Below are 20,409 nucleotides of genomic sequence, written 5' to 3'. Positions count from 1 at the left end.
TTATCTTTTGATTACTAATTCTTTAAACTCTTTACTCTTACTCAAATAGTTCAGCCGTATCCAGTACTGAAACTTTTCCATCTTCACATCTGATCGCTTCTCCCGGGAAGTTCTGGATCATATGGTAGTCATGTGTTGCCATTACTACAGCGGCTCCATTTTCAAGGGCTACCTGCTTTAGAAGGGTCATGATTTCATTGGATGTTTCCGGGTCAAGGTTTCCTGTGGGCTCATCGGCTAAGATAAGGTCTGGGTGGTTGAGTAAAGCTCTGGCAATAGCGACACGTTGCTGCTCTCCTCCGGAAAGTTCATGCGGCATCTTGTGCTTTTTACTTTTCATGTTTACACTTCCCAACACTTCGTTGATGCGGTCCTCCATTTTTACTTTATCGTTCCAGCCTGTTGCTTCAAGAACAAATTTCAGGTTTTTCTCAACGGTTCTGTCAGAAAGAAGTTGGAAATCCTGGAATACGATTCCTAATTTTCTTCTCAGGTTAGGAATGTCTGAAGGTCTCAGTTTAGCCAGTTCAAAACCTACTACAGCTCCGTGTCCTGATGCTAAAGGGATGTGTCCGTAAAGCGTTTTCAGAAGTGAACTTTTTCCGGAACCTGTCTTTCCGATAAGGTAGCAGAATCTGCCTTTTTTGATGTTAAGATTAACGTCAGAAAGAACAGTGAAGTTTTTTTGCGCAATTTTTGCGTGCTGTAAACTTATAATATTATCTCCGGAGATATTTGTATGCGGCATAATTCAATTTTATCGTGCTATTTCTAAAATATTTTTTCAGATCTTAAAAATAGAAAAAAGAAGCTTAAAAAACCTAAACTTTAGGAAATTTTAACAACAAAAAATGCCTGAAAAACTTCTTTTCAAGCATGATCTGTATATGATAATTCGAGATATTATCTCTTAGCGCGCGCAGCACTAACAGTTAAACTCTTTCTGCCTTTAGCTCTTCTTGCTGCCAAAACTCTTCTACCGTTTGGCGTAGACATTCTTTCTCTGAAACCGTGTTTGTTTCTTTTTTTTCTTTCTGATGGCTGGAATGTTCTTTTACTCATTACTATATATTTAAATCGTAATTAATCTATTAATTTTCAGGTTGCAAAGATATAGAAATTTTTAAAAGTTACAAATGTTTAATAATCTTTTTTAGAAAATATTTGAAATATTTTTCATCCTAATCTATATAACCCGCAGGTGGAAATGAAATCCGGGTGTGGAAATTATATTGAAATGATTTATTTAAAAGCTCTATCTTTGAAAACTCAAATTTAAAGAAAAATAAACACACGATGTTTACACCAGCAGAACTTTTAGATATCAGTACACTACTTACGCCTGAAAACAAGATCGTTATCCTTACTCATTATAATCCGGACGGAGATGCTATAGGTTCCAGTCTGGGGCTGAAACATTATTTGAGAGCAAAGGGGATTCCTGCAGAAGTAATTGTACCGAATGATTTTCCGAAATTTCTGAAATGGATGCCGGAATCTAAAAAAGTGATCATCGGAGAGTATAAAAGAAAATATGCATTTGAGATGATCAGCAATGCAGATGTGATCTTCTGTCTTGATTTTAATGCTCCTTTAAGAATAGGAATATTAGGTGAGTGGCTTACTAAAGCTAAGGCTAAGAAAATTCTTATTGACCATCACCAGCAGCCTGAAAAATTTGATTTTGTGTATTCTGATACCGTTATTCCGGCCACTTCACAGATGATTTATCATTTTATTGAAGCCATGGAGGATGAAAATCTGGTCAATCAGGATATTGCAGAATGCCTTTATACCGGGATTATGACGGATACAGGTGGTTTCCGTTTCCGTTCTACGAGCGCGACTACCCACCGTATTATCGCCAATCTGATAGAAAAAGGAGCTGATCCTTCCATCATCACTTCAAATACATGGGATACGAACACGGTTTCCCGTCTTCATCTTCTTGCTCTGGTATTAGGAAGAATAGAGGTGGTGAACGATGGCAAAGTAGCGGTACTTTCTCTTACAAGAAATGAGCTTAAAGAATATGGTTTTCAGAAAGGTGATACGGAAGGTTTTGTAAACTACGGATTGAGCATTGCAGGTGTAAAAATGGCCGCTTTCTTTATGGAAGATCTGTATGATGATTTTATTAAAATCTCTTTCAGAAGTAAAGATGATGTGGATGTGAACCAGTTCTCAAGAAAATATTTCAGTGGAGGAGGTCATATCAATGCAGCAGGTGGGAAATCTGATGAGTCTCTGTCAGATACTATAGAAACCTTTAAAAAAAGAATAGAAGCGGAGGAAGTTTAACTAATGAATAGGAAAATTGAAAAAAGGGCGCATTGAAATGTAAAGATTAATGATTCCATCAATGTATTACACATGCTCAACCCTTTATTCCCCTACAGTCATGCCCTTGGTATATCCCTTACTTTCAAGTTCTTCACAGGTGTATTCGTAGACTTCCTGAAACATAATGTCAAGGTTTTTCTTGCTGAATAAACTGAATTTCGTCATTTTGGGCGGATCTAAAAAAATATCACAGGATTTCGCTTTGGAATAAACGGATTTGGCAATAGCTAAATGGAGAATCCTGTCGAATTCTTTCATAAGGCTCATCTTTTTCAGTTCATCATAGCTTATGGAATTGACGTGGGAAGCAATTAAGAAATCACATTTGTCAATAATAGGTTCTATAGGAAGGTTATCCAGAACACCTCCGTCAACATATATTTTTTCACCTATTCTTACAGGGGGCAGAATGAACGGAACGCTTGATGAAGCCAGAAGAGGTCCGAAAAGTTCTCCTTCTGAAAAGAAATCCACAATTCCGTGGGTCATTTCCGTAGCGGTAACGTAAACAGGGATTTTCAGGATCTTAAAATCATTCTCAGGAAAATGATCGGTCAAGAGTTTTAAGATGAAATTTGGGCTGAAAAGGCCATTCTTAGAGAGTTTCAGGTAAGACCTTGAAAAAAACGTAGTATGTTTCACGATCTCCATCATCTCATCTGGTGATTTTCCGAAAGAATAGAAAGCTCCCACAATAGAACCGGCACTGGTTCCGGAAATAATATGAGGTTTCAGGTTGTATTCTTCCAGGGCTTTCAGTACCGCGATATGGGCAATTCCGCGCATTCCTCCACCGGAAAGCGTAAGGCCGATGACCGGCGGTTTCTTTTTTTTGAATGAAAATAAACCCATTGAGATAATTAATCTCTACTAATATACAAGAAATTTTAATAGGCACTGGCCAAGAGCTGTCGTTGCTGTTTTACAGGACTAATTTTTTGGGTAGATTATGAAGAAGTTCTGTGTTGATAATTTCAGCACAAATGCCTGGTTTTTCCCAGTGTCCGTTGTGCCCGCAATCCAGGACATATGATTTTATATTGGTTCTGTCCGGAAGATGTTTGATCACCATATCTGTTTTTACGGCATTGTCATGTTTTCCTGCTAAAATTAAAATTTTGGCCTCAAGATTTTCCATGATGTGTTTTTTGTCAGTTCTTTCCACCATTCCTTTTACGGAGGCAAGCGCTCCCAGATTATTCGTAGAAAGGGCTGTAGCAAGAGCGGTTTCAATTTTTCCTTCCAGAATATCTCTTTCATTGGGATTAAACAGATTCGGAACTCCGGCTCTGGCGTAGTGGCTAAAAGCGTCTTTGATGATCCTGTAACTTTTAATTCGCTGTTGTTTTTTCTTTTCATCGTCAGCAAAATAGGTTGAGAAAAATAAAGTCATGCTTTTAAGGGTTTCAGGGTATTTTTCTGCAAAAGCCAGCGATGTATAGCCGCCCATGGAATGTCCCAACAAATGCACTTTATCTAGTTTCTCATGGTCTAAGACCTTTTTTACTTCATCAGCCATCAGTTCCATGGTGTGAACATCCGCTAGAATGTCAGATTGCCCATGACCTGGAAGATCTATTTTCAACAGTGAAAAATCTTTAGAAAGATGAGGTTCCATATCGCTCCAGATGGAAAGATTTTCCATAAAGCCGTGGAGCAGCACTAAAGTTTCTTTTCCGTTTCCTTTTCTTTCAAAATTCAGCATGATCTTAATATTATAACAGTTAAAAATATTTCAGCAGGCAAAGTCAGGTTTTGCAATCAGTTGTCTCTTCAAATGTAAATAAAAAAAGAGCATTCTAAAAATGCTCCTTTATCTTATTTGGTCAATTCTGTGTAAACTTTCTTTTCCCAAGGCTTAATATCAGTAACGCCGTATCTTTCTTTTTTAGAGATTGCGATATTGTCTAAGATATCTACGAAATTCTTATAGTTGGCTTCATCGGTAGGTTTTACAATGACCGTAAAGTTTTCCGGTATCGGTGCGTTTTTGTAGGCTTCGGAAATGATTTTAGAGATTTTCACTCCGCTGAAATCAGTTTCTTTCAGGTTTCTTGCATTCAGATCTTGCTCGTTACTCTGGTGATAAAATACTCTGTTGTCTTTTCCTAAAATAAATGTGACCTGATTTTTATCTCTGATTACATTATCAGTAATAGGATAGGGATTAGGATCTTTTGCGGGAAGTCCAAGGTCCATCACGTTAGGTTTTGTAAAATTGGTGGTGAACATAAAAAAAGTGATCAGTAGAAATCCCAGATCTACCATCGGAGTCATGTCTACACGGATTAATTTTTTCTTTTGTTTGCCTCCCTGTTTCTCTTGTGCAATTGCTTCAGCCATAATTCATATTTTTAAATGTTAAACGGTATTTGATGAAATTTGAAAAACCTGTCGTGGTTTGATGGAAGCGATGCAAAGTTTATACCTAAATTTCTTAATTGTTATAAATTTCTAAAAATAATTTGTGATTTAACATAAAAAAAACTCATGATGTTTTAATTTCATAAGGTTTTATGATAGTTTAAGTGTTTGTGTGTTTTTGATAAGATGATTGGGGAAACTACTTGCTTTTGAACAAATTATATAAAAAAGCCTTACCAAAATAAATTGATAAGGCTGATATTATGTTTGGATTGAATTTTACTTCGTTGTTTTGTAATAATTAACACCGCATTCCAAGAATTTTTTGAAATCTTCTTTCGGCATATATCCTGATACCGGAGTGTTGATCACTTTTCCGTCTGGTGTTATCAGAACATAGTGCGGCTGGGAATTGTTGTTAAAATTCACCTGCTGGAACAAACTCCATCGGTCGCCGATCGTTTTTACCTTTTTCACCTGTCCTTCTCCAAGGTCGATTTTAGTTTTTTGATCTTCAGGAAGCTCTTCCTTATCATCTACATATAAAGAGGCCAGTACCACATCATTTTGCAGGATAGGCAGAATATCCGGTTCGCTCCAGACGAATTCCTCCATTTTACGACAGTTTTCACAACCGTAGCCTGTAAAGTCAATCAAAATAGGCTTGTTCTCTTTTTTGGCGAGTTCTATAGCTTTAAAGAAATCATGTTCAGGGTGCATTCCCAGAATTCCGTCTTTCTCATTATGCAGATAACTAACATTCAGTGGAGGTAAAATTCCGCTTAATAACTGGAGTTTTGGACGCTCAGCAGGAATTAATCCCTGAATCAGATAAATCACAAAACCAATTCCCAATGCTCCCAATATCTTTCTTGTGATAGAAATTTTCGGTTTTTTATCATCATGCGGAAATCTTATAATTCCGAATAAATATAAAGCCAGTCCTAATGCAATAATGATCCAGATGGCAATAAAAAGTTCTCTTTTTAATAAGAAAGTTTTAGAAACCAGATCAGCTTTAGATAAGAATTTTAAAGCTAAAGCCAGTTCTACGAATCCAAGAACCACTTTCACCGTATTCATCCAGCCTCCGGATTTTGGAAGACTCTTTAATGCCTGTGGGAATAAAGCCAGCAATCCGAAAACAATAGCCCACGCCAATCCAAATCCTGCCAACGCAAAGGTAAGCAGCATCGGAACGTTAGATGATCCTGTTACTGCGCTTCCTAACAAACCTCCCAGAATAGGGCCTGTACATGAGAAAGAGACAATAACCAGCGTTAGCGCCATGAAGAAAATACCAACAAGTCCACCTGCTTCTTCTGCTTTTGAAGATTTATTGGCAATAGAGCTAGGCAGCGTGATATCATAGTATCCGAAGAAACTTCCTGCAAAGAATATAAATATGATAAAGAAGACGATATTCAGCCAGACGCTTGTAGAAATTTCATTGAAAACATTCCCGGCAATCCCGTCAATCAAATGGAAAGGAACGCTTAAAAGAACAAAGATCAAAAGGATGAAAAATCCATAGATCAGCGCATCTCTTTTACCCTTTGCCTTATTGCTGCTTCCTTTTGTAAAGAAAGAAACCGTAAGGGGGATCATAGGGAAAACACAAGGTGTCAGTAAGGCGATTAGACCACCTGCAAATCCCAGGAATAAATAGGTCCAGTAGTTTTCACCAACTTTTTCAACGGCGGTTCCACAATCCGTTAAAGGTTTCTGGAAATCAATGGTGGCTATTTTTAGTTGCTTTGGATCTAGTTGTGAAACTTGGGTAACGGTGACGGTTCCTTTTTCAGGGCTTGTGGCAACAGTTTCTATCGTTTTTACTGAATCTTTTGTAGCTTCAGCTTTTTCCTCTGTAGTTTCTTCAGCAGCCCCTTTTGGCGTTACTTTTTGATTGAATTCTAAAGTATTTGGAGCCAGACATACTCTGTCATCACATGTCTGATACGTAATTTCTGAAATTACGTCGGCAGGTTTTGTGGGGTCTTTTAATTTGAATTTCTGTTTGAAACCGGCTGCGTTGGAATAAAAGACAATCGTTCCGCCAAAAGCTTCCGAGAATTCTTCATGCTTCTTACCGACTTCTGTAAATTTTCCTACCAGTTCAATATTTTTTCCCGAAACTTTGTATTCAGTAGGGATTCCTGTGTCTTCAGGCAGATCTTTGGAGTATATATGCCAGCCGCTTTCCATGGTTGCATTTAAAACAGCTTCATACTGATTGTTCCCTAAATCATTGATCGTGAACTTGAATTTTACAGGATTTTTAATCTGTGCATTCATTCCTGCCGCTAAAAATAGCAGCACTACTAAAAACCAGTTTCTAAATTTCATTTTTTCTTTTCATTAAAAATTTTGAGAATACTTTTCGTTTTCTCATCCTTTGTATATCGTCTGTCCTGTCTGAAAGGGATAACTCCAAGTACGGAATTATGGCCATCACACAGGATCCAAATTTTTGGCCTCGCTAAAATAGATAATTTTTCGTCCCTAAAAAATTTAGAAACTTTCTTTTTGCCCGAAAAACCAGCCGGATAAAACTCATCGCCGTCCTGCTGTTTTCTTAAACGCAGCGGAAATTGAAGTTTTGTAGCATCAAATTCCCATTCAAAGCTGTTATTGATTCCATCAATATGGTCAATCGTGTTTTCAAGGCTGATACTGATTGTATTTTCAGAAAAATCAAAACCTTCGATCAGGAGGAGCTCGTCTTTTGTTTCCTGCTTCTTGTTTTTATCTACGAGAATTAATTCATTCCGGTTGATCATTAACTGGTACTCTTTTGAGAAAAAAGAACTTCCGTTTTCTGCCGTAAATATTTTTGGAATTTCCTCCTCACGGTCGAACCCATATTTCTTTAAGATCTCAAACTGGACGAAAGCACTTTCCTGAGCCAGCTTTTCTTTTGATAAGATTTTATGCTCCGGGTTAAATACCGTAAGTTTATTTTCAATCTCTTCGATCTGTTTGTGGACAAAATCTTTGGTTTGGTTCAGATAAGAAGAACTTTTTTTGAAGTTCTTCAGAAAGTGGTCATTCGTTTCTAAAAGCTTTGGAACTATTTCATTTCTGATCTTATTCCTCAGATAATCATTTTTTTTATTGGAAAGGTCTTCCCGGAAATCAATCTTATTTTTTTCAGCGTACTCATAAATTTCCTTTTTTGAAAAGTTTAGCAGTGGGCGGATTGTATTGCTGGTCTCCGCAGGAATTCCACTAAGCCCGTTGATTCCTGAAGCTTTGGAAAGATTGATGATGAAAGTTTCCAGCTGATCATTCAGGTGATGGGCAGTAACGAGGAATTTCAGGTTTTCCTGTTCCTGAATTTCTCTGAAAAAACGATAACGGAGCTCCCTGGCCCAAAGCTGAATAGAATTTTCCGGTTTTCTGTCTTTCTCCGAAACCTCGTACAGGTGAAATTGAATATGATTTTTCTCACAAAAATCCTGAACCATTTTTTGATCCAGATCTGAATCTGTCCCACGGAGCTTATAGTTGATGTGGGCAACCTCATAGGTAAGTCCTAAACCCTGAAAAAGAGAGGCTAAAACCATAGAATCAGCACCTCCGCTCACCGCCAAAAGATAGCTGTGATTTTCCGGGTTTCGTACAAGATTTTCAAGCTGATTTTTAAAACTAAATTTTTCCAAGATGTCTGTTGAGAATTTCTTTTATGCAAAGATAATCCATAAAATTCAATTCAATTTTCCTAACTTTGATTCGTCTAAAAATGATTACATATGAAGATTATTAAAATTTTAGGAGTTTCTGTAATGGCGTTGGGAATGACCTCTTGTGTCAGCAAAAAGCAATATGACGCTTTAAGCTCAAACTATAAGCAGTGTATTGAAAATATTGGAGAAAGACAAAGAGAGATCCAGGATTTAAAATCTCAGAATTCTGTATTGTCAGGAGAGAATAATCTTTTAAAAAGTCAGCATGATGCTTTGAAATCATCTTTGGATGCCTGTCTTTCAAATACGGGTAAAAGTTCAGCGAATATTGATAAACTGGTAGGAGAAATCAATGCTTCAAATTCATATATCAAACAGCTGATCTCAAACAATGCTAAAAATGACAGCCTTAACATGGCTTTATCCAACAAGCTTAAGAGATCTTTGGATAACGTTACTGATGATGATGTACAGGTGAAAGTATTGAAGGGAGTGGTAATGATCTCACTTTCAGATAAAATGCTATATAAAACAGGGGATTACAATATACTGCCTGCTGCTCAGGAAGTATTAGGAAAAGTAGCTAAAGTAATCAATGATTACGATAAATATTCTGTACTGATCGAAGGAAATACAGATAATGCGCCTTTAAGTTCTCCTAATCTGCCAAGAGACAACTGGGATCTTTCTGCATTGAGAGGGACTTCTATTGCTAAGGTTCTTCAGACGCAGTTTGGGGTAGATCCGGCAAGAATTACCGCAGGAGGACGCTCAGAATACAACCCTAAAGCAACGAATATGAGTGTTTCGGGAAGAGCGGAAAACAGAAGAACAGAAATTATCATTATGCCTAAGCTTGATGAGTTCATGAAACTGATGGATATTGCTCCTAAGAAATAATGGAAACATACCGATAAAAATAAATCCCGAAGCGATTCGGGATTTATTTTTTTAATCAAATTAATTCTTCTTTTTTCAATAATGAAATAACTCGTTGAAAAAATGAGTTGGATATTTCGGTCTTAGTTTTCTTAGACGAAGAATCCGCCTTGCCTATTGGCCCTGCGGTCTTCTGATTCTCTCTGTTAATTAGTTTTCCCCCTACATTCATTGTCTTTCTTTTCTTAGTGTTTTTACCCTTTGTTCTCTGCAAATGTATAACTATGTTCGATGCAAACATATCCGTATTTTCCCGGTATTTTAAATGGGGTTTTTACGGGAGAACTTGTGAAAAGTGCCTGGCAGTAATAATTTTTCTTTATATTTAAGTACTTTTGAACCCTATAAAAGAATTGCAGTATGAGCTTTTTTGAAGAAAAAAATCCTGAAATGGACAGGTACCTGGAAACACATGCTTCCTCAGAACCTGAAATTCTGAAAAAACTGAGAAGAGAAACCTATCAGAAAACCACACAGCCGCACATGATATCAGGATGTCAGCAAGGGAGGCTTCTAACGATTGTTTCGCAAATGTTACAGCCTAAAAATGTGCTGGAAATAGGGACTTTTACAGGCTATGCGACCCTTTGCCTGACCTCAGGGCTGGCTAAAGACGGAAAAATCACTACACTGGACGTTAATGAAGATCTGGCTTATCTGCCGAAAAAATATTTTGAAGAAAGTGAATATGCCGGACAGATTGATTTTAAACTTCAGGATGCCAAAGAATTTTTAAGAGAAACAGATCAGATTTTTGATCTTGTGTTTATAGATGCCGACAAAGAAAACTATGCAGAATATTTCAGGCTGATTAAGCCAAGAACACAATCCGGTTCTGTTGTTCTGTTTGATAATGTCTTATGGTATGGGAAAGTGCTTGAGGAAAATCCGAAACAGAGATCTACCCAAGTCATCAAAGAACTGAATGATTTGATCGCAAAAGACGACGATTTTGAAAATCTTATTTTACCTTTGCGTGATGGAGTGAATTTTCTGAGAAGGAAATAAAACATGAGACAACAGACATAAGACATCAATCTCAGGTAAATCTGATATCTGTTGTCTGAAATCTATCATCTATAAAATTATGAATAAAGGAATTTGTAACGTTACAGTAGCACCAGTCCGTGCAGAGAATTCTGACAAGGCGGAAATTGTTACGGAAATGTTGTTTGGCGAAAGTGCAGATATTTTGGAAGTGAATAAAAACTGGACCAAAATAAAAATGCATTATGATGAATATGAAGGGTGGATAGATACCAAACAATTAAGATTTGTAACAGAGGAGGATCTGGCTAAAAGAAAAGTTACCGTGGTGACTGAAGATTTCTCTTCAGTGTTGATGAAAGATGGGAAAACGCTTCTTTCAATCGGGTCTGAAGTAGAGTTTCCAGTAGTGGTCTCAAGAAGGAGCCATGATCTCCGTGAAAGTATTGCTTTAGCTGCCAAAGAATTCCTTAATGTACCTTACCTGTGGGGCGGCAAAAGCTTTTTTGCCGTGGACTGCTCAGGTTTCACACAGCTGGTCTACAAAATCCATGATATTAAATTGCCGAGAGATACCTATCAGCAAGCAGAAATTGGTGTGCCTTTGACATTTGTAGAAGAAAGCCAGCCCGGAGATTTAGCATTCTTCGAGAATCCTGAAGGAAAAATTATTCACGTAGGAATCATGCTGGATAACCAAAGGATTATTCATGCTTCAGGAAAAGTGAGGATAGATATTCTTGATTCCACCGGGATCTTTAACAAAGAAATGAATAAGCATACCCATAAACTGAGAGTGATCAAAAACTTACTCTAGCCTAAAATACAGTCGGAATGGAGAATATTATTTTTACAATTTTTGATATTTTTAATTTCGGATTGTTGATTTTTTTCTGGTGGTTTACCCTAAAGCATTACAAAATCCTCCCAAAGAGAATTCCTGTACACTTTGATTTTGATGGGAAGGCCGATAACTTTGGGAGCAAGATATATTCTTTTTTGCCCCCACTTTTGGGAACAGCTTTCTACTGTATGTTCATATATTCATTAAATCATCCTGAAACAGCTAATTTTCCTGTAGAGATCACAGACCAAAACAGAACTACCCAGTTTCTGATTATGGAGACATTTTTGAGATGGTTATTCACATTGATTATACTTATTTTTATGAATGGTCAGGATTATATGTTCAGGTATTCCTTTGATGAAAATGTAAAGCCTAAAGTTCCACTATCTACGGCTATTTTATCCGTAATCGGAAGCTTGATAACCGTTTTTATTTTTGTAGCTATATTCAAATGATCCAATCTAAAAATAATTCAAAGCATTATATCTGGGGAAAAGGCTGTGACAGCTGGGTTCTGAATGATTCTAGCAATCTTTCTATAAAACAGGAGAGAATGCCCGTCGGAACAGTAGAAAAACTGCATTTCCATAACAAGGCAGAGCAGGTTTTTTACATCTTAAAAGGGGAAGCTGTGTTGGAGATTAATGGTGAAAGGGTTTCAGTAAAGGCAGGAGAAAGTATTTCCGTTCAGCCTGGATCCAAACATTTTATTTCCAATGAATCTCAGGATGAGGTTGAATTTCTTGTCATTTCCAGCCCGTCTACCCATAATGATCAAATTGAAATTGAAAAATAAATAAGATGTCCTTCCTATACAACATATTTATCAGCCTTCTCATTTTCGGAATGAAAGTCTTTTCCTTGTTTAATGATAAAACTAAAAAAGGAGTTGAAGGAAGAAAGCAGTCTTTAGATAAAGTAAAAGCGGCATTTTTGCCATCTGACAAGGTGATTTGGATGCATGCGGCCAGCCTGGGCGAATATGAGCAGGGACTTCCTGTTTTGGAAAAACTGAAAGAGAAATATCCGGATCATAAAATCCTTGTGACCTTCTTTTCTCCATCAGGCTATGAAAATGTTGTTAAAAAGAAACATATTGCTGATGTGATCTGTTATCTTCCTTTTGATAAAAAAAGTACCGTAAAAGAATTTGTTTCCCAGTTTAATATCGAATTATTTTTTACAGTTAAGTATGATTATTGGTACCATCTTCTGGCTGAACTTAAAAATCAAGACGCTAAGATCTATGTGATATCAGCTTTGTTTTATGAAAGACAAGCCTTCTTTACCTCTTATGGAAAATGGTTTGTAAAACAGCTCAGGAAAAACGTTGACTGGTTTTTTCACCAGACAGAATTTTCTTTTGCACTGGCTAAAAGTGTTGGGCTGAGTAATTCTTCAGTAACAGGAGATACAAGATTTGACAGAGTAAAACAACTGAGATCCCGGGATAATTATGTTGAATGTATTTCAGAGTTTATAAGCAATCATCAAACGATAGTATTTGGAAGTTCATGGCTGGCAGAGGAGAAAATGGCAGCAGTCATTTCGCAGAAGAATAGAGGCGTGAAAATAATTATGGCTCCCCATGATCTGAAAAGGGTGTCTCATCTAAAACAGACTTTTCCTGATGCTTTATTATACAGTGAAATTAAAAATATTCAGTCTTCAAATTTCAGTGAACAACTTTTAATCATCGACAGTATCGGTTTGCTGTCAAAACTATATTCTTATGTAGATGTAGCTGTGGTTGGCGGAGGTTTTCATGATGCAGGATTACACAACATTTTGGAAGCGGCAACATTCGGTGTACCAGTGATCTTTGGAAATCATTACAGAAAAAATCCTGAGGCTGATGATCTGATTGCTGCTAATGGAGGAAAATCTTTTACCGAAGAATCTGCAGCAGCAGATTTTGTGCTGTTTCTCCTTAATAATGAAGAAGAATTAAAGGCAATGTCTGAAAATGCCGAAAAGTTTGTTGCCGAAAAACCGAATGCTACCCATCTGATTCTTCAGAAGATTTTATCTTAAAAATCCCTGACTCTTGATGTCTTTCATGATCTGATCTATATCATCCGGAATATTTTCAGATTCAAGCCAGTTGAAGTCCAGACCATTGTTGATGCAGAGTTTCTGCAGGTAATGATTTTCAGAGATTTTGGTTTGGGTTTCTCTCAGAAGCTCATCGATCTCCATCCAGTAATCTTCATCCAGTTTTTTCGTTAATACCAGTGCTTTGAATACTTTATTAATGATATAGATATAGAGTTTATAAACATTGTCAAATCGCTGTCTGCTGAAGTCGTTGTTGGAATCTAAAATTCTGTTCACCAGCAAAAGGTTCAGCGAAACTTCCCCGAATCTATCCGTTGTTATTTTGATATGTTCCGTTATTTCTGCGCTCAGTTTTCGGATAATGGTCAGGAAATATTTGGCGTTTCCAACATATTTTGAGGCCAAAAGAACCTGTTCTGCAATATTTTCTTCCATTGCATTTCTCTTATCATCAGTTGTTTCCTGATCGATCAGTTCGAAATACAGTTTTTTAGACAAAAGCTTATCCTTTTTCAGGAGCCTGAAAATAAGACGGTCTTTTTCTACATTGGAAAAAGCACTCAATGCTGCTTTAAACTCTTTTGAGTACTCCATTAATTGAAAATTTTAGAATATTTTAAAAATCCGTTGAGAGCCCAATTAGCTGTATAGTAAAGAGATTTTACAGTAGAGAATCCCATAAAGTCTTTGTATACCAGATATTGATCTTTAATGATGTTTTTTTTCTTTCGTGAAACGCTGTTCTCGCGCATTCTGTATTTGGCTAGTGTCTTATTGATGGGCATGCCTTCCGGAATTACTTTGAGAAGGTTCAGCCACATGACGTGGTCTTCGCGTTTACTTTTTACTGGGAATAAAAATTTCCCGACTCTTTTGGTGTCATACATTGTAGAGACTGGTGCCAGCCTGCAGGTCTTCAGAAGGTTAGAAAAGGTTACGACTTTGTCTGCTAAGAAATCCTTTAAAACAGGCTGCAATTGCTCGTTACACCTGGAATAATTACAGTAGACGAGCTCCGCATTGTTTTCTTCCATATAATCTGTCATGGTTTCCAGATATTCAGGATACCAGAAATCATCAGAATCAAGAAAGGCGATATATCGTCCCATAGCTCTTTCCAGGCTATTGTTTCTGGCATTTCCAGCGCCGCCATTTTTTGCAAGGACCTGAAGTTTTATCCTTGGGTCATTGTATTTTCTTATGATGTCTACCGTATGGTCTTTGGAAAGATCATCAGTAATTAGCCATTCCCAGTTTTCATAGGTTTGGTTGAGAACGGACTGTATCGTTTCTTCGATGAATTCAGCAGAATTGTAGCAGGGAGTGATGATGGAGACCAGGTCTTTCATTTGTGTATTTACTGGGGTAAAATTATAAAAATTTTTTCTCATAAAGATGCCACGATGCAATTCCTACTCCGATCACTACCAACATGCATACAAAACTCATGAAAAAAGGATTGTAATTGGCAAATAGTCCAAGTGTAGCAAATACCCTAATAATAGGGAAGTGGAAGATATAAATACCATACGTGAAATCTCCATATTTTCCGAAATTATTCAGGAATTTCAGTGAATAGGTGATATACAATACAATAATACTGATCATAATGGGCGAGAATAATTTAATGTGCAGAATCAGGTCTATCCAAACCGTAATGATCGCTATGAGGAAAAGGATATTTTTGTATTTGATGAATTTGTCAAAATGAAAATAAATCAGCATTCCTCCAATGAAATAACATAGCGAGCCGGGTAACTGTCTTGCAATAGCAGACTTTCCAGTCATTTCAAAATAATTAAGGAAGACCAGAGAAAGAAAATACAGAATGATCAGGCTGATATTTCGGTACTTATTGTTCTTTCCGAATAATAAGAAGATCAGGGGAACAACGAAATAAAAGCACATTTCAATCTTAAGCGTCCATAGGGCACCGTTGACAGCTTGATTCCCAAATACTCCGGGAAGGGAAGGGGCCATGAAGTTCATGAATATAGAATTCCAGAAGAAATATTTATAAACCTGAACATTTCCGAAATAATCAGAAAAAGACAAAGTACTTACCAGACTCAGAAGTACAGTACAGAGAAAAACAACCAATAGATAAGTGGGAACAATCCTGTTGAATCTCTTCTTGGCATAGCTTTTCAGGCTGGAAGATCTTTCATAGCTCCTGGCAATAAGAAATCCACTGACAATGAAAAAAGAATAAACGGCAACTTCTACCGGGCTGTGTGTTAAGAATTCAAGCTGGCTCGAGTCACTTAAAGCTCCCAAATGTCCTACAAAGACAATGAAAGCAAGGAGAACACGTATGAAGTCAAAATTATTTTTCGTTATATCCTGCATTTTTATTTTCTTTCTGCAAAAATAGTTTTTTTAATAAAATAGAGATAGAATCTTGTATTCAATATTTGTTAAATAATGGCTATTATGAGGATTAATGTTCTAAAATTTTCAGAAATATCGATTATCGAAATAATTTTTCACAAAAAATGGTGTTATAAATCAAAAAAATTATAATTTTAGCCCTTGAAAATTTTATATATGAAGAAATTAGCATTACTATTTGCAGGTTTATCATTATTTGTAGCTACAGGATGTAATGATGATGGCGATGATACGATGGAATACCCTCTTGTAGGGGTTTGGCAGCCACTGAAAGAAGTCGTGACCACCGTTGAAGTTGGGGAAGAGCCTGTTTCCGATCTTATTACCTATACCGATTGTGAGAAAGAATCCAGATGGAGATTCAATACTGAAGCGAGCGGGAAAAGAACTAAGAATGGAGAGATTGGTACAACACCGCAGTGTACAATCGTATCAGATGTGAACTTTACCTACACCTATGACAGAAGTGCAAAAACGGTAGTACTAAAATATCAGGGAATTGTAGAACCTGCCAATGGTAAAATCATTACCCTTGACGATACGACCTTGAACCTATCTATTAGAGAAGAAACTCAGGATCCGACGGTATATAAAACAAGAACATATACCATGAGAAGAATCCCTCAATAAAAAGACATTTCATACCTTATTATAGATCTCATCTCCGGATGAGATTTTTTTTGTTACAAGGTATTTCTGAATTAATTAAAATTAAAATTTCCATTTCTTTTAAAATCATTATTTTTGTGAATCTTGATTTGGAATTAATGATAAGAATTAACTCTAATATCAAAAGTCTAACATCTAACATCTATTATAAAAAGTGTTTTACGATCATCAGCAGATAGAAAAAAAGTGGCAGAAGTACTGGGAAGAAAACCAGACCTACAAAACCTCCAATAACACGGACAAACCTAAATTTTATGTTCTCGATATGTTTCCGTATCCATCTGGAGCAGGGCTTCATGTGGGGCACCCGCTGGGATATATTGCATCGGATATTTATGCGAGATATAAAAGACATCAGGGTTTTAATGTCCTCCATCCTGTAGGTTATGACAGCTTCGGGCTTCCTGCTGAACAGTATGCAATCCAGACAGGACAGCATCCGGCGATTACTACTGAGGAGAATATCAACAGATATGAAGAACAGCTGAAAAAAATCGGTTTTTCATTCGACTGGAGCAGGGAAGTGAGAACTTCAGATGCATCATATTATAAATGGACCCAGTGGATCTTTATCGAGCTGTATCATTCATGGTATAATAAAGATACTGATAAGGCAGAATCGATCAACACCCTGATTCAGCATTTTGAAGAAAAAGGAACAGAAGGATTAAATGCTAATCAAAACGACGAATTAAATTTCACGGCAGAAGAATGGAAAGATTCTTCAGACCTTGACAAAGAAGATATCCTGTTAAATTACCGTCTGGCTTTCAGAGCAGAGACCACCGTAAACTGGTGTCCGGCTTTGGGAACCGTATTGGCGAATGATGAAGTAAAAGACGGAAAATCTGAAAGAGGAGGATTCCCTGTATTTCAAAAGAAAATGATGCAGTGGAGTATGAGAATATCTGCCTACTCTGAAAGATTGTTGCAGGGACTAAATACATTAGACTGGCCACAGCCTCTTAAAGATGCTCAGGAATACTGGATCGGAAAATCCCAGGGAGCACAGGTTCAGTTTCAGGTGGAAGGTCATGATGAGACCGTTGAGGTGTTTACAACAAGACCTGACACTATTTTTGGAGCAACATTTATGGTGTTGGCTCCTGAAAATCCTTTGGTAGATGCTATTACGACAGAAGCTCAGAAAGCAGAAGTAGATTCTTATATTGAAGAAACTTCCAAAAAAACGGAAAGAGACAGGATGGCTGACGTGAAAAACGTGAGCGGTGCTTTTACAGGAAGTTATGCAATCAATCCTTTCAGTGGCGAGAAAATGCCGATCTATATTTCAGATTATGTATTGATGGGCTATGGAACAGGTGCTGTAATGGCAGTTCCTGCGCATGACGAACGTGACCATAGATTTGCTAAGAAATTTAACCTTGATATTAAAAAGGTAGTGGATACCGATGAAGATGTTCAGGAAAAATCTTTCGACTCTAAAGACTCAGTTTGTGTGAACTCTGATTTCTTAAATGGATTACATTATAATGATGCCAAGTCAAAAATAATTTCTGAAATCGAAAACAAAGGAATTGGCCACGGAACAACGAACTATAGACAACGTGATGCTATTTTCTCCAGACAACGTTATTGGGGAGAACCGGTTCCTATCTATTACAAGGAGGGAATGCCTTACACGCTTCCGGTTTCGGCTTTACCGCTGGAACTTCCTGAAGTTGAAAAATATCTTCCTACCGAAGATGGTGATCCGCCACTAGGGAATGCAAAAGAGTTTGCATGGGATGAGGCTAATCAGAAAGTTGTTTCTACAGATCTTATTGATGACACAACTATATTCCCGTTAGAATTATCTACTATGCCGGGTTGGGCAGGAAGTTCATGGTATTTCCTTAGATATATGGATCCTTCCAATGATGAGGTTTTTGCGGATAAAAACTTAAGCGATTATTGGGGACAGGTAGATTTATACATCGGAGGAAGTGAGCACGCAACAGGTCATTTATTATATTCACGTTTCTGGAACATGTTCTTAAAAGACAGAGGATATATTAATCAAGATGAACCTTTCCAGAAGCTGATCAATCAGGGGATGATTTTGGGGATGAGTGCATTTGTATACAGAATCGATGGAACCAATCAATATGTTTCAAAAAATCTTGCTGCTGATCATCAGACCCAGAAGATTCATGTAGATGTATCCTTATTAAAAGGTACCTCTGATGAATTGGATACCGAGGCTTTCAAAGCCTGGAGACCTGATTATGCGAACGCGGAATTTATTTTGGAGGACGGAAAATACATCACAGACCGTGAAGTAGAGAAAATGTCCAAGTCTAAATACAACGTTGTAAATCCTGATGATATCTGTGAGGAATACGGAGCAGACGGATTAAGACTATATGAAATGTTCTTAGGTCCATTGGAACAGTCCAAGCCTTGGAATACGCAAGGATTAAGTGGAGTATATGGTTTCCTTAAAAAATTCTGGAACCTGTATTTCAACGGAGATGTTTTTGAAGTTTCTGATGAAGAACCTACAAAAGCAGAATACAAAGTTTTGCATACCCTAATAAAGAAGGTGGTTTATGACATTGAGAACTTCTCATTCAATACCTCTGTATCTTCATTTATGATTGCTGTGAATGAGCTTCAAAAAATAAAATGCAACAAGCGCAATATTGTAGAACCATTAGCCGTTATCATCTCTCCGTATGCTCCCCATATCTGTGAAGAACTTTGGAGCCTACTGGGAAATAAGGAATCTGTTGAATTTGAAAAATTCCCTATATTGAATGAAGATTATCTGGTAGAGGATGAAATCGAGTATCCGGTAAGTGTAAACGGTAAAATGAAGTTCAAAATTTCACTTTCTGCTCAGCTATCAGCGAAGGAGGTAGAAGATTTGGTGATTTCAGATGAAAAGATGCAGCCTATTTTGGAAGGTAAAACACCTAAAAAAATCATCGTCGTGCATCACCGTATTGTGAATATCGTAATTTAAAAGAAACTTAACATTGGCAAATTAAAAAAAATGAAGGTCTTATTTTTTTAAATTTCTAACACAAATGTTAAAATTGAGAAAAATAAATAAAATAATTAAAAAAAATTATTATATCGAAATCGTATTAAAATTTCTTTATCAGAAAAATGCAAAATGTTTATTTAAGACTCTTGCATTTTAATTAATTTTGCCTTTAATTTACACCCTGTAAAATTTTAAAAACAATATAATTTAGTTAAATATGGAAATGAATGTTTCAAAAAATGATGAGCAAGTAGTTGCTAGAAAAGCAGGAGGTTTAAACCCGGCTGTTATTATTCCTATTTTATTCGTTATAGGAGTTTGTATTTATTTATTTGTTCTTGGGAGCCCAGGAAACTTTAAAGACGCAGAAAAACTAGGTAGTGGTTCTGTAGCTTTCTCTAGTGTTGAAGGAAAAGACATTCACCCGGAATCGTTTTTAGGGATTATCTACAAAGGAGGGGTTATCGTACCAATCTTGATTACTTTCATGATTACTGTAATCGTTTTCTCTTTTGAAAGACATTTCGTACTAGGTAAGGCTGCAGGAAAAGGAAACTTAGACAACTTCGTAGTACAAGTAAGAAGCTTACTAAACCAAAACAAGGTTGACGAAGCTTTAGAAGAGTGTGACAGACAACAAGGATCTGTAGGTAACGTAGTAAAAGAAGGTCTTACCACTTACAAAGCACTTTCTCATGATACTACTTTAAATAAAGAGCAAAAAATGGTAGCTCTTAACAAAGCTATTGAAGAGGCTACAACTCTTGAGATGCCAATGCTAGAAAAGAACATGATGATTCTTTCTACTTTAGGTACTGTAGCAACATTGATTGCACTTTTAGGAACAGTAATCGGGATGATCAAAGCATTCTTTGCATTAGGTTCAGGTGGTGGTACTCCAGATGCTGCTGCACTTTCTACAGGTATCTCTGAAGCATTGATCAACACTGCATTAGGTATTGGTACTTCTGCTATTGCAATTATCCTTTATAACTACTTTACATCTAGAATTGATGGATTGACTTACAAGATCGATGAGATCGCAATGAGCATCCAGCAGTCTTTCGCTGAATTCAACTAAGAATTTTAGCAAGATATTTGCATTAGCAATAAAAGAAGTGAAGTTTAATTAA

General features: G+C 36.9%; 20 protein-coding genes. 10 read left to right on the top strand and 10 right to left on the bottom strand.

Annotated features, from left to right (window positions below):
* Nucleotides 1-37: 37 nt before the first annotated feature.
* Complete coding sequence (locus tag HHL23_RS01090) at nt 38-748, bottom strand: cell division ATP-binding protein FtsE (RefSeq protein ID WP_034746623.1); 711 nt, start codon at nt 746-748, stop codon at nt 38-40.
* 155 nt (nt 749-903) lie between these two features.
* Entirely contained in the window at nt 904-1,062 is a 159-nt protein-coding gene (rpmH, locus tag HHL23_RS01085; protein ID WP_034701860.1) for a 50S ribosomal protein L34, read from the bottom strand.
* 234 nt (nt 1,063-1,296) lie between these two features.
* On the opposite strand from rpmH, the gene HHL23_RS01080 reads away from it, so the two are divergent.
* Complete coding sequence (locus HHL23_RS01080; RefSeq protein ID WP_169232989.1) at nt 1,297-2,301, top strand: DHH family phosphoesterase; 1,005 nt, start codon at nt 1,297-1,299, stop codon at nt 2,299-2,301.
* An 84-nt stretch (nt 2,302-2,385) separates the two neighbouring features.
* Here the strand turns inward: HHL23_RS01080 and HHL23_RS01075 are convergent, their stop codons facing one another.
* From HHL23_RS01075 to tilS, 5 genes are all read right to left on the bottom strand, one after another.
* Complete coding sequence (locus HHL23_RS01075) at nt 2,386-3,195, bottom strand: patatin-like phospholipase family protein (RefSeq protein ID WP_169232988.1); 810 nt, start codon at nt 3,193-3,195, stop codon at nt 2,386-2,388.
* Nucleotides 3,196-3,265: 70 nt separating this feature from the next.
* A complete protein-coding gene (locus HHL23_RS01070) occupies nt 3,266-4,048 on the bottom strand; it encodes an alpha/beta fold hydrolase (RefSeq protein ID WP_169232987.1) in 783 nt (260 codons plus the stop codon).
* A gap of 113 nt (nt 4,049-4,161) precedes the next feature.
* On the bottom strand, nt 4,162-4,686 hold the full coding sequence (locus HHL23_RS01065) for a biopolymer transporter ExbD (RefSeq protein ID WP_169232986.1): 525 nt from the start codon (nt 4,684-4,686) through the stop codon (nt 4,162-4,164).
* 300 nt (nt 4,687-4,986) lie between these two features.
* Nucleotides 4,987-7,053 carry a protein-disulfide reductase DsbD family protein gene (locus HHL23_RS01060; RefSeq protein WP_169232985.1) on the bottom strand — a complete coding sequence of 689 codons (2,067 nt, stop codon included), beginning with the start codon at nt 7,051-7,053 and terminating at the stop codon, nt 4,987-4,989.
* Nucleotides 7,050-8,372, bottom strand: coding sequence for a tRNA lysidine(34) synthetase TilS (gene tilS, locus HHL23_RS01055; RefSeq protein ID WP_169233063.1), 1,323 nt, complete (start codon nt 8,370-8,372; stop codon nt 7,050-7,052). Before tilS ends, HHL23_RS01060 begins: the two co-directional genes overlap by 4 nt.
* 87 nt (nt 8,373-8,459) lie before the next feature.
* Here tilS and HHL23_RS01050 point away from each other — a divergent pair, with 87 nt between their 5' ends.
* The 6 genes from HHL23_RS01050 to HHL23_RS01025 all read left to right on the top strand — a co-directional run bounded on the left by HHL23_RS01050 (nt 8,460) and on the right by HHL23_RS01025 (nt 13,200).
* Nucleotides 8,460-9,293 carry an OmpA family protein gene (locus HHL23_RS01050; protein ID WP_169232984.1) on the top strand — a complete coding sequence of 278 codons (834 nt, stop codon included), beginning with the start codon at nt 8,460-8,462 and terminating at the stop codon, nt 9,291-9,293.
* A gap of 399 nt (nt 9,294-9,692) precedes the next feature.
* Nucleotides 9,693-10,340: an O-methyltransferase gene (locus HHL23_RS01045; RefSeq protein WP_169232983.1), complete on the top strand. Its 648-nt coding sequence runs from the start codon at nt 9,693-9,695 to the stop codon at nt 10,338-10,340.
* 79 nt (nt 10,341-10,419) lie between these two features.
* Entirely contained in the window at nt 10,420-11,136 is a 717-nt protein-coding gene (locus HHL23_RS01040) for a C40 family peptidase (protein WP_169232982.1), read from the top strand.
* Between the two features lie 17 nt (nt 11,137-11,153).
* Complete coding sequence (locus HHL23_RS01035; protein ID WP_169232981.1) at nt 11,154-11,621, top strand: DUF1648 domain-containing protein; 468 nt, start codon at nt 11,154-11,156, stop codon at nt 11,619-11,621.
* On the top strand, nt 11,618-11,962 hold the full coding sequence (locus HHL23_RS01030; RefSeq protein WP_169232980.1) for a cupin domain-containing protein: 345 nt from the start codon (nt 11,618-11,620) through the stop codon (nt 11,960-11,962). Before HHL23_RS01035 ends, HHL23_RS01030 begins: the two co-directional genes overlap by 4 nt.
* Before the next feature lie 5 nt (nt 11,963-11,967).
* A complete protein-coding gene (locus tag HHL23_RS01025; RefSeq protein ID WP_169232979.1) occupies nt 11,968-13,200 on the top strand; it encodes a 3-deoxy-D-manno-octulosonic acid transferase in 1,233 nt (410 codons plus the stop codon).
* Here HHL23_RS01025 and HHL23_RS01020 read toward each other — a convergent pair.
* The 3 genes from HHL23_RS01020 to HHL23_RS01010 are packed head-to-tail and all read right to left on the bottom strand — an operon-like array spanning nt 13,192 to nt 15,573.
* Nucleotides 13,192-13,818, bottom strand: a complete 627-nt coding sequence (locus HHL23_RS01020; protein WP_169232978.1) for a deoxyuridine 5'-triphosphate nucleotidohydrolase — start codon at nt 13,816-13,818, stop codon at nt 13,192-13,194. The genes HHL23_RS01025 and HHL23_RS01020 overlap by 9 nt on opposite strands.
* Nucleotides 13,818-14,573, bottom strand: a complete 756-nt coding sequence (locus HHL23_RS01015) for a glycosyltransferase family 2 protein (protein WP_169232977.1) — start codon at nt 14,571-14,573, stop codon at nt 13,818-13,820. Before HHL23_RS01015 ends, HHL23_RS01020 begins: the two co-directional genes overlap by 1 nt.
* Before the next feature lie 22 nt (nt 14,574-14,595).
* A complete protein-coding gene (locus HHL23_RS01010; RefSeq protein WP_169232976.1) occupies nt 14,596-15,573 on the bottom strand; it encodes an acyltransferase family protein in 978 nt (325 codons plus the stop codon).
* Between the two features lie 198 nt (nt 15,574-15,771).
* On the opposite strand from HHL23_RS01010, the gene HHL23_RS01005 reads away from it, so the two are divergent.
* From HHL23_RS01005 to HHL23_RS00995, 3 genes are all read left to right on the top strand, one after another.
* Nucleotides 15,772-16,245, top strand: a complete 474-nt coding sequence (locus HHL23_RS01005; RefSeq protein WP_169232975.1) for a lipocalin-like domain-containing protein — start codon at nt 15,772-15,774, stop codon at nt 16,243-16,245.
* 193 nt (nt 16,246-16,438) lie between these two features.
* Nucleotides 16,439-19,252: a leucine--tRNA ligase gene (gene leuS / locus HHL23_RS01000; protein ID WP_169232974.1), complete on the top strand. Its 2,814-nt coding sequence runs from the start codon at nt 16,439-16,441 to the stop codon at nt 19,250-19,252.
* Between the two features lie 241 nt (nt 19,253-19,493).
* Entirely contained in the window at nt 19,494-20,357 is an 864-nt protein-coding gene (locus HHL23_RS00995; RefSeq protein WP_169232973.1) for a MotA/TolQ/ExbB proton channel family protein, read from the top strand.
* Nucleotides 20,358-20,409: the final 52 nt, after the last annotated feature.

The organism is Chryseobacterium antibioticum (assembly GCF_012927325.1).
Taxonomy (GTDB): domain Bacteria; phylum Bacteroidota; class Bacteroidia; order Flavobacteriales; family Weeksellaceae; genus Chryseobacterium; species Chryseobacterium antibioticum.
This window is presented reverse-complemented; position numbering and strand designations above follow the sequence as displayed.

Coding starts and splice junctions, on each gene's coding strand:
- HHL23_RS01040 (WP_169232982.1), top strand. CDS start 10,420: ATGAATAAAGGAATTTGTAACGTTACAGTAGCACCAGTCCGTGCAGAG.
- HHL23_RS01020 (WP_169232978.1), bottom strand. CDS start 13,818: ATGGAGTACTCAAAAGAGTTTAAAGCAGCATTGAGTGCTTTTTCCAAT.
- HHL23_RS01050 (WP_169232984.1), top strand. CDS start 8,460: ATGAAGATTATTAAAATTTTAGGAGTTTCTGTAATGGCGTTGGGAATG.
- HHL23_RS01030 (WP_169232980.1), top strand. CDS start 11,618: ATGATCCAATCTAAAAATAATTCAAAGCATTATATCTGGGGAAAAGGC.
- HHL23_RS01065 (WP_169232986.1), bottom strand. CDS start 4,686: ATGGCTGAAGCAATTGCACAAGAGAAACAGGGAGGCAAACAAAAGAAA.
- HHL23_RS01010 (WP_169232976.1), bottom strand. CDS start 15,573: ATGCAGGATATAACGAAAAATAATTTTGACTTCATACGTGTTCTCCTT.
- HHL23_RS01005 (WP_169232975.1), top strand. CDS start 15,772: ATGAAGAAATTAGCATTACTATTTGCAGGTTTATCATTATTTGTAGCT.
- HHL23_RS01075 (WP_169232988.1), bottom strand. CDS start 3,195: ATGGGTTTATTTTCATTCAAAAAAAAGAAACCGCCGGTCATCGGCCTT.
- HHL23_RS01060 (WP_169232985.1), bottom strand. CDS start 7,053: ATGAAATTTAGAAACTGGTTTTTAGTAGTGCTGCTATTTTTAGCGGCA.
- HHL23_RS01070 (WP_169232987.1), bottom strand. CDS start 4,048: ATGCTGAATTTTGAAAGAAAAGGAAACGGAAAAGAAACTTTAGTGCTG.
- HHL23_RS01025 (WP_169232979.1), top strand. CDS start 11,968: ATGTCCTTCCTATACAACATATTTATCAGCCTTCTCATTTTCGGAATG.
- HHL23_RS00995 (WP_169232973.1), top strand. CDS start 19,494: ATGGAAATGAATGTTTCAAAAAATGATGAGCAAGTAGTTGCTAGAAAA.
- HHL23_RS01045 (WP_169232983.1), top strand. CDS start 9,693: ATGAGCTTTTTTGAAGAAAAAAATCCTGAAATGGACAGGTACCTGGAA.
- HHL23_RS01080 (WP_169232989.1), top strand. CDS start 1,297: ATGTTTACACCAGCAGAACTTTTAGATATCAGTACACTACTTACGCCT.
- HHL23_RS01035 (WP_169232981.1), top strand. CDS start 11,154: ATGGAGAATATTATTTTTACAATTTTTGATATTTTTAATTTCGGATTG.
- HHL23_RS01090 (WP_034746623.1), bottom strand. CDS start 748: ATGCCGCATACAAATATCTCCGGAGATAATATTATAAGTTTACAGCAC.
- rpmH (WP_034701860.1), bottom strand. CDS start 1,062: ATGAGTAAAAGAACATTCCAGCCATCAGAAAGAAAAAAAAGAAACAAA.
- HHL23_RS01015 (WP_169232977.1), bottom strand. CDS start 14,573: ATGAAAGACCTGGTCTCCATCATCACTCCCTGCTACAATTCTGCTGAA.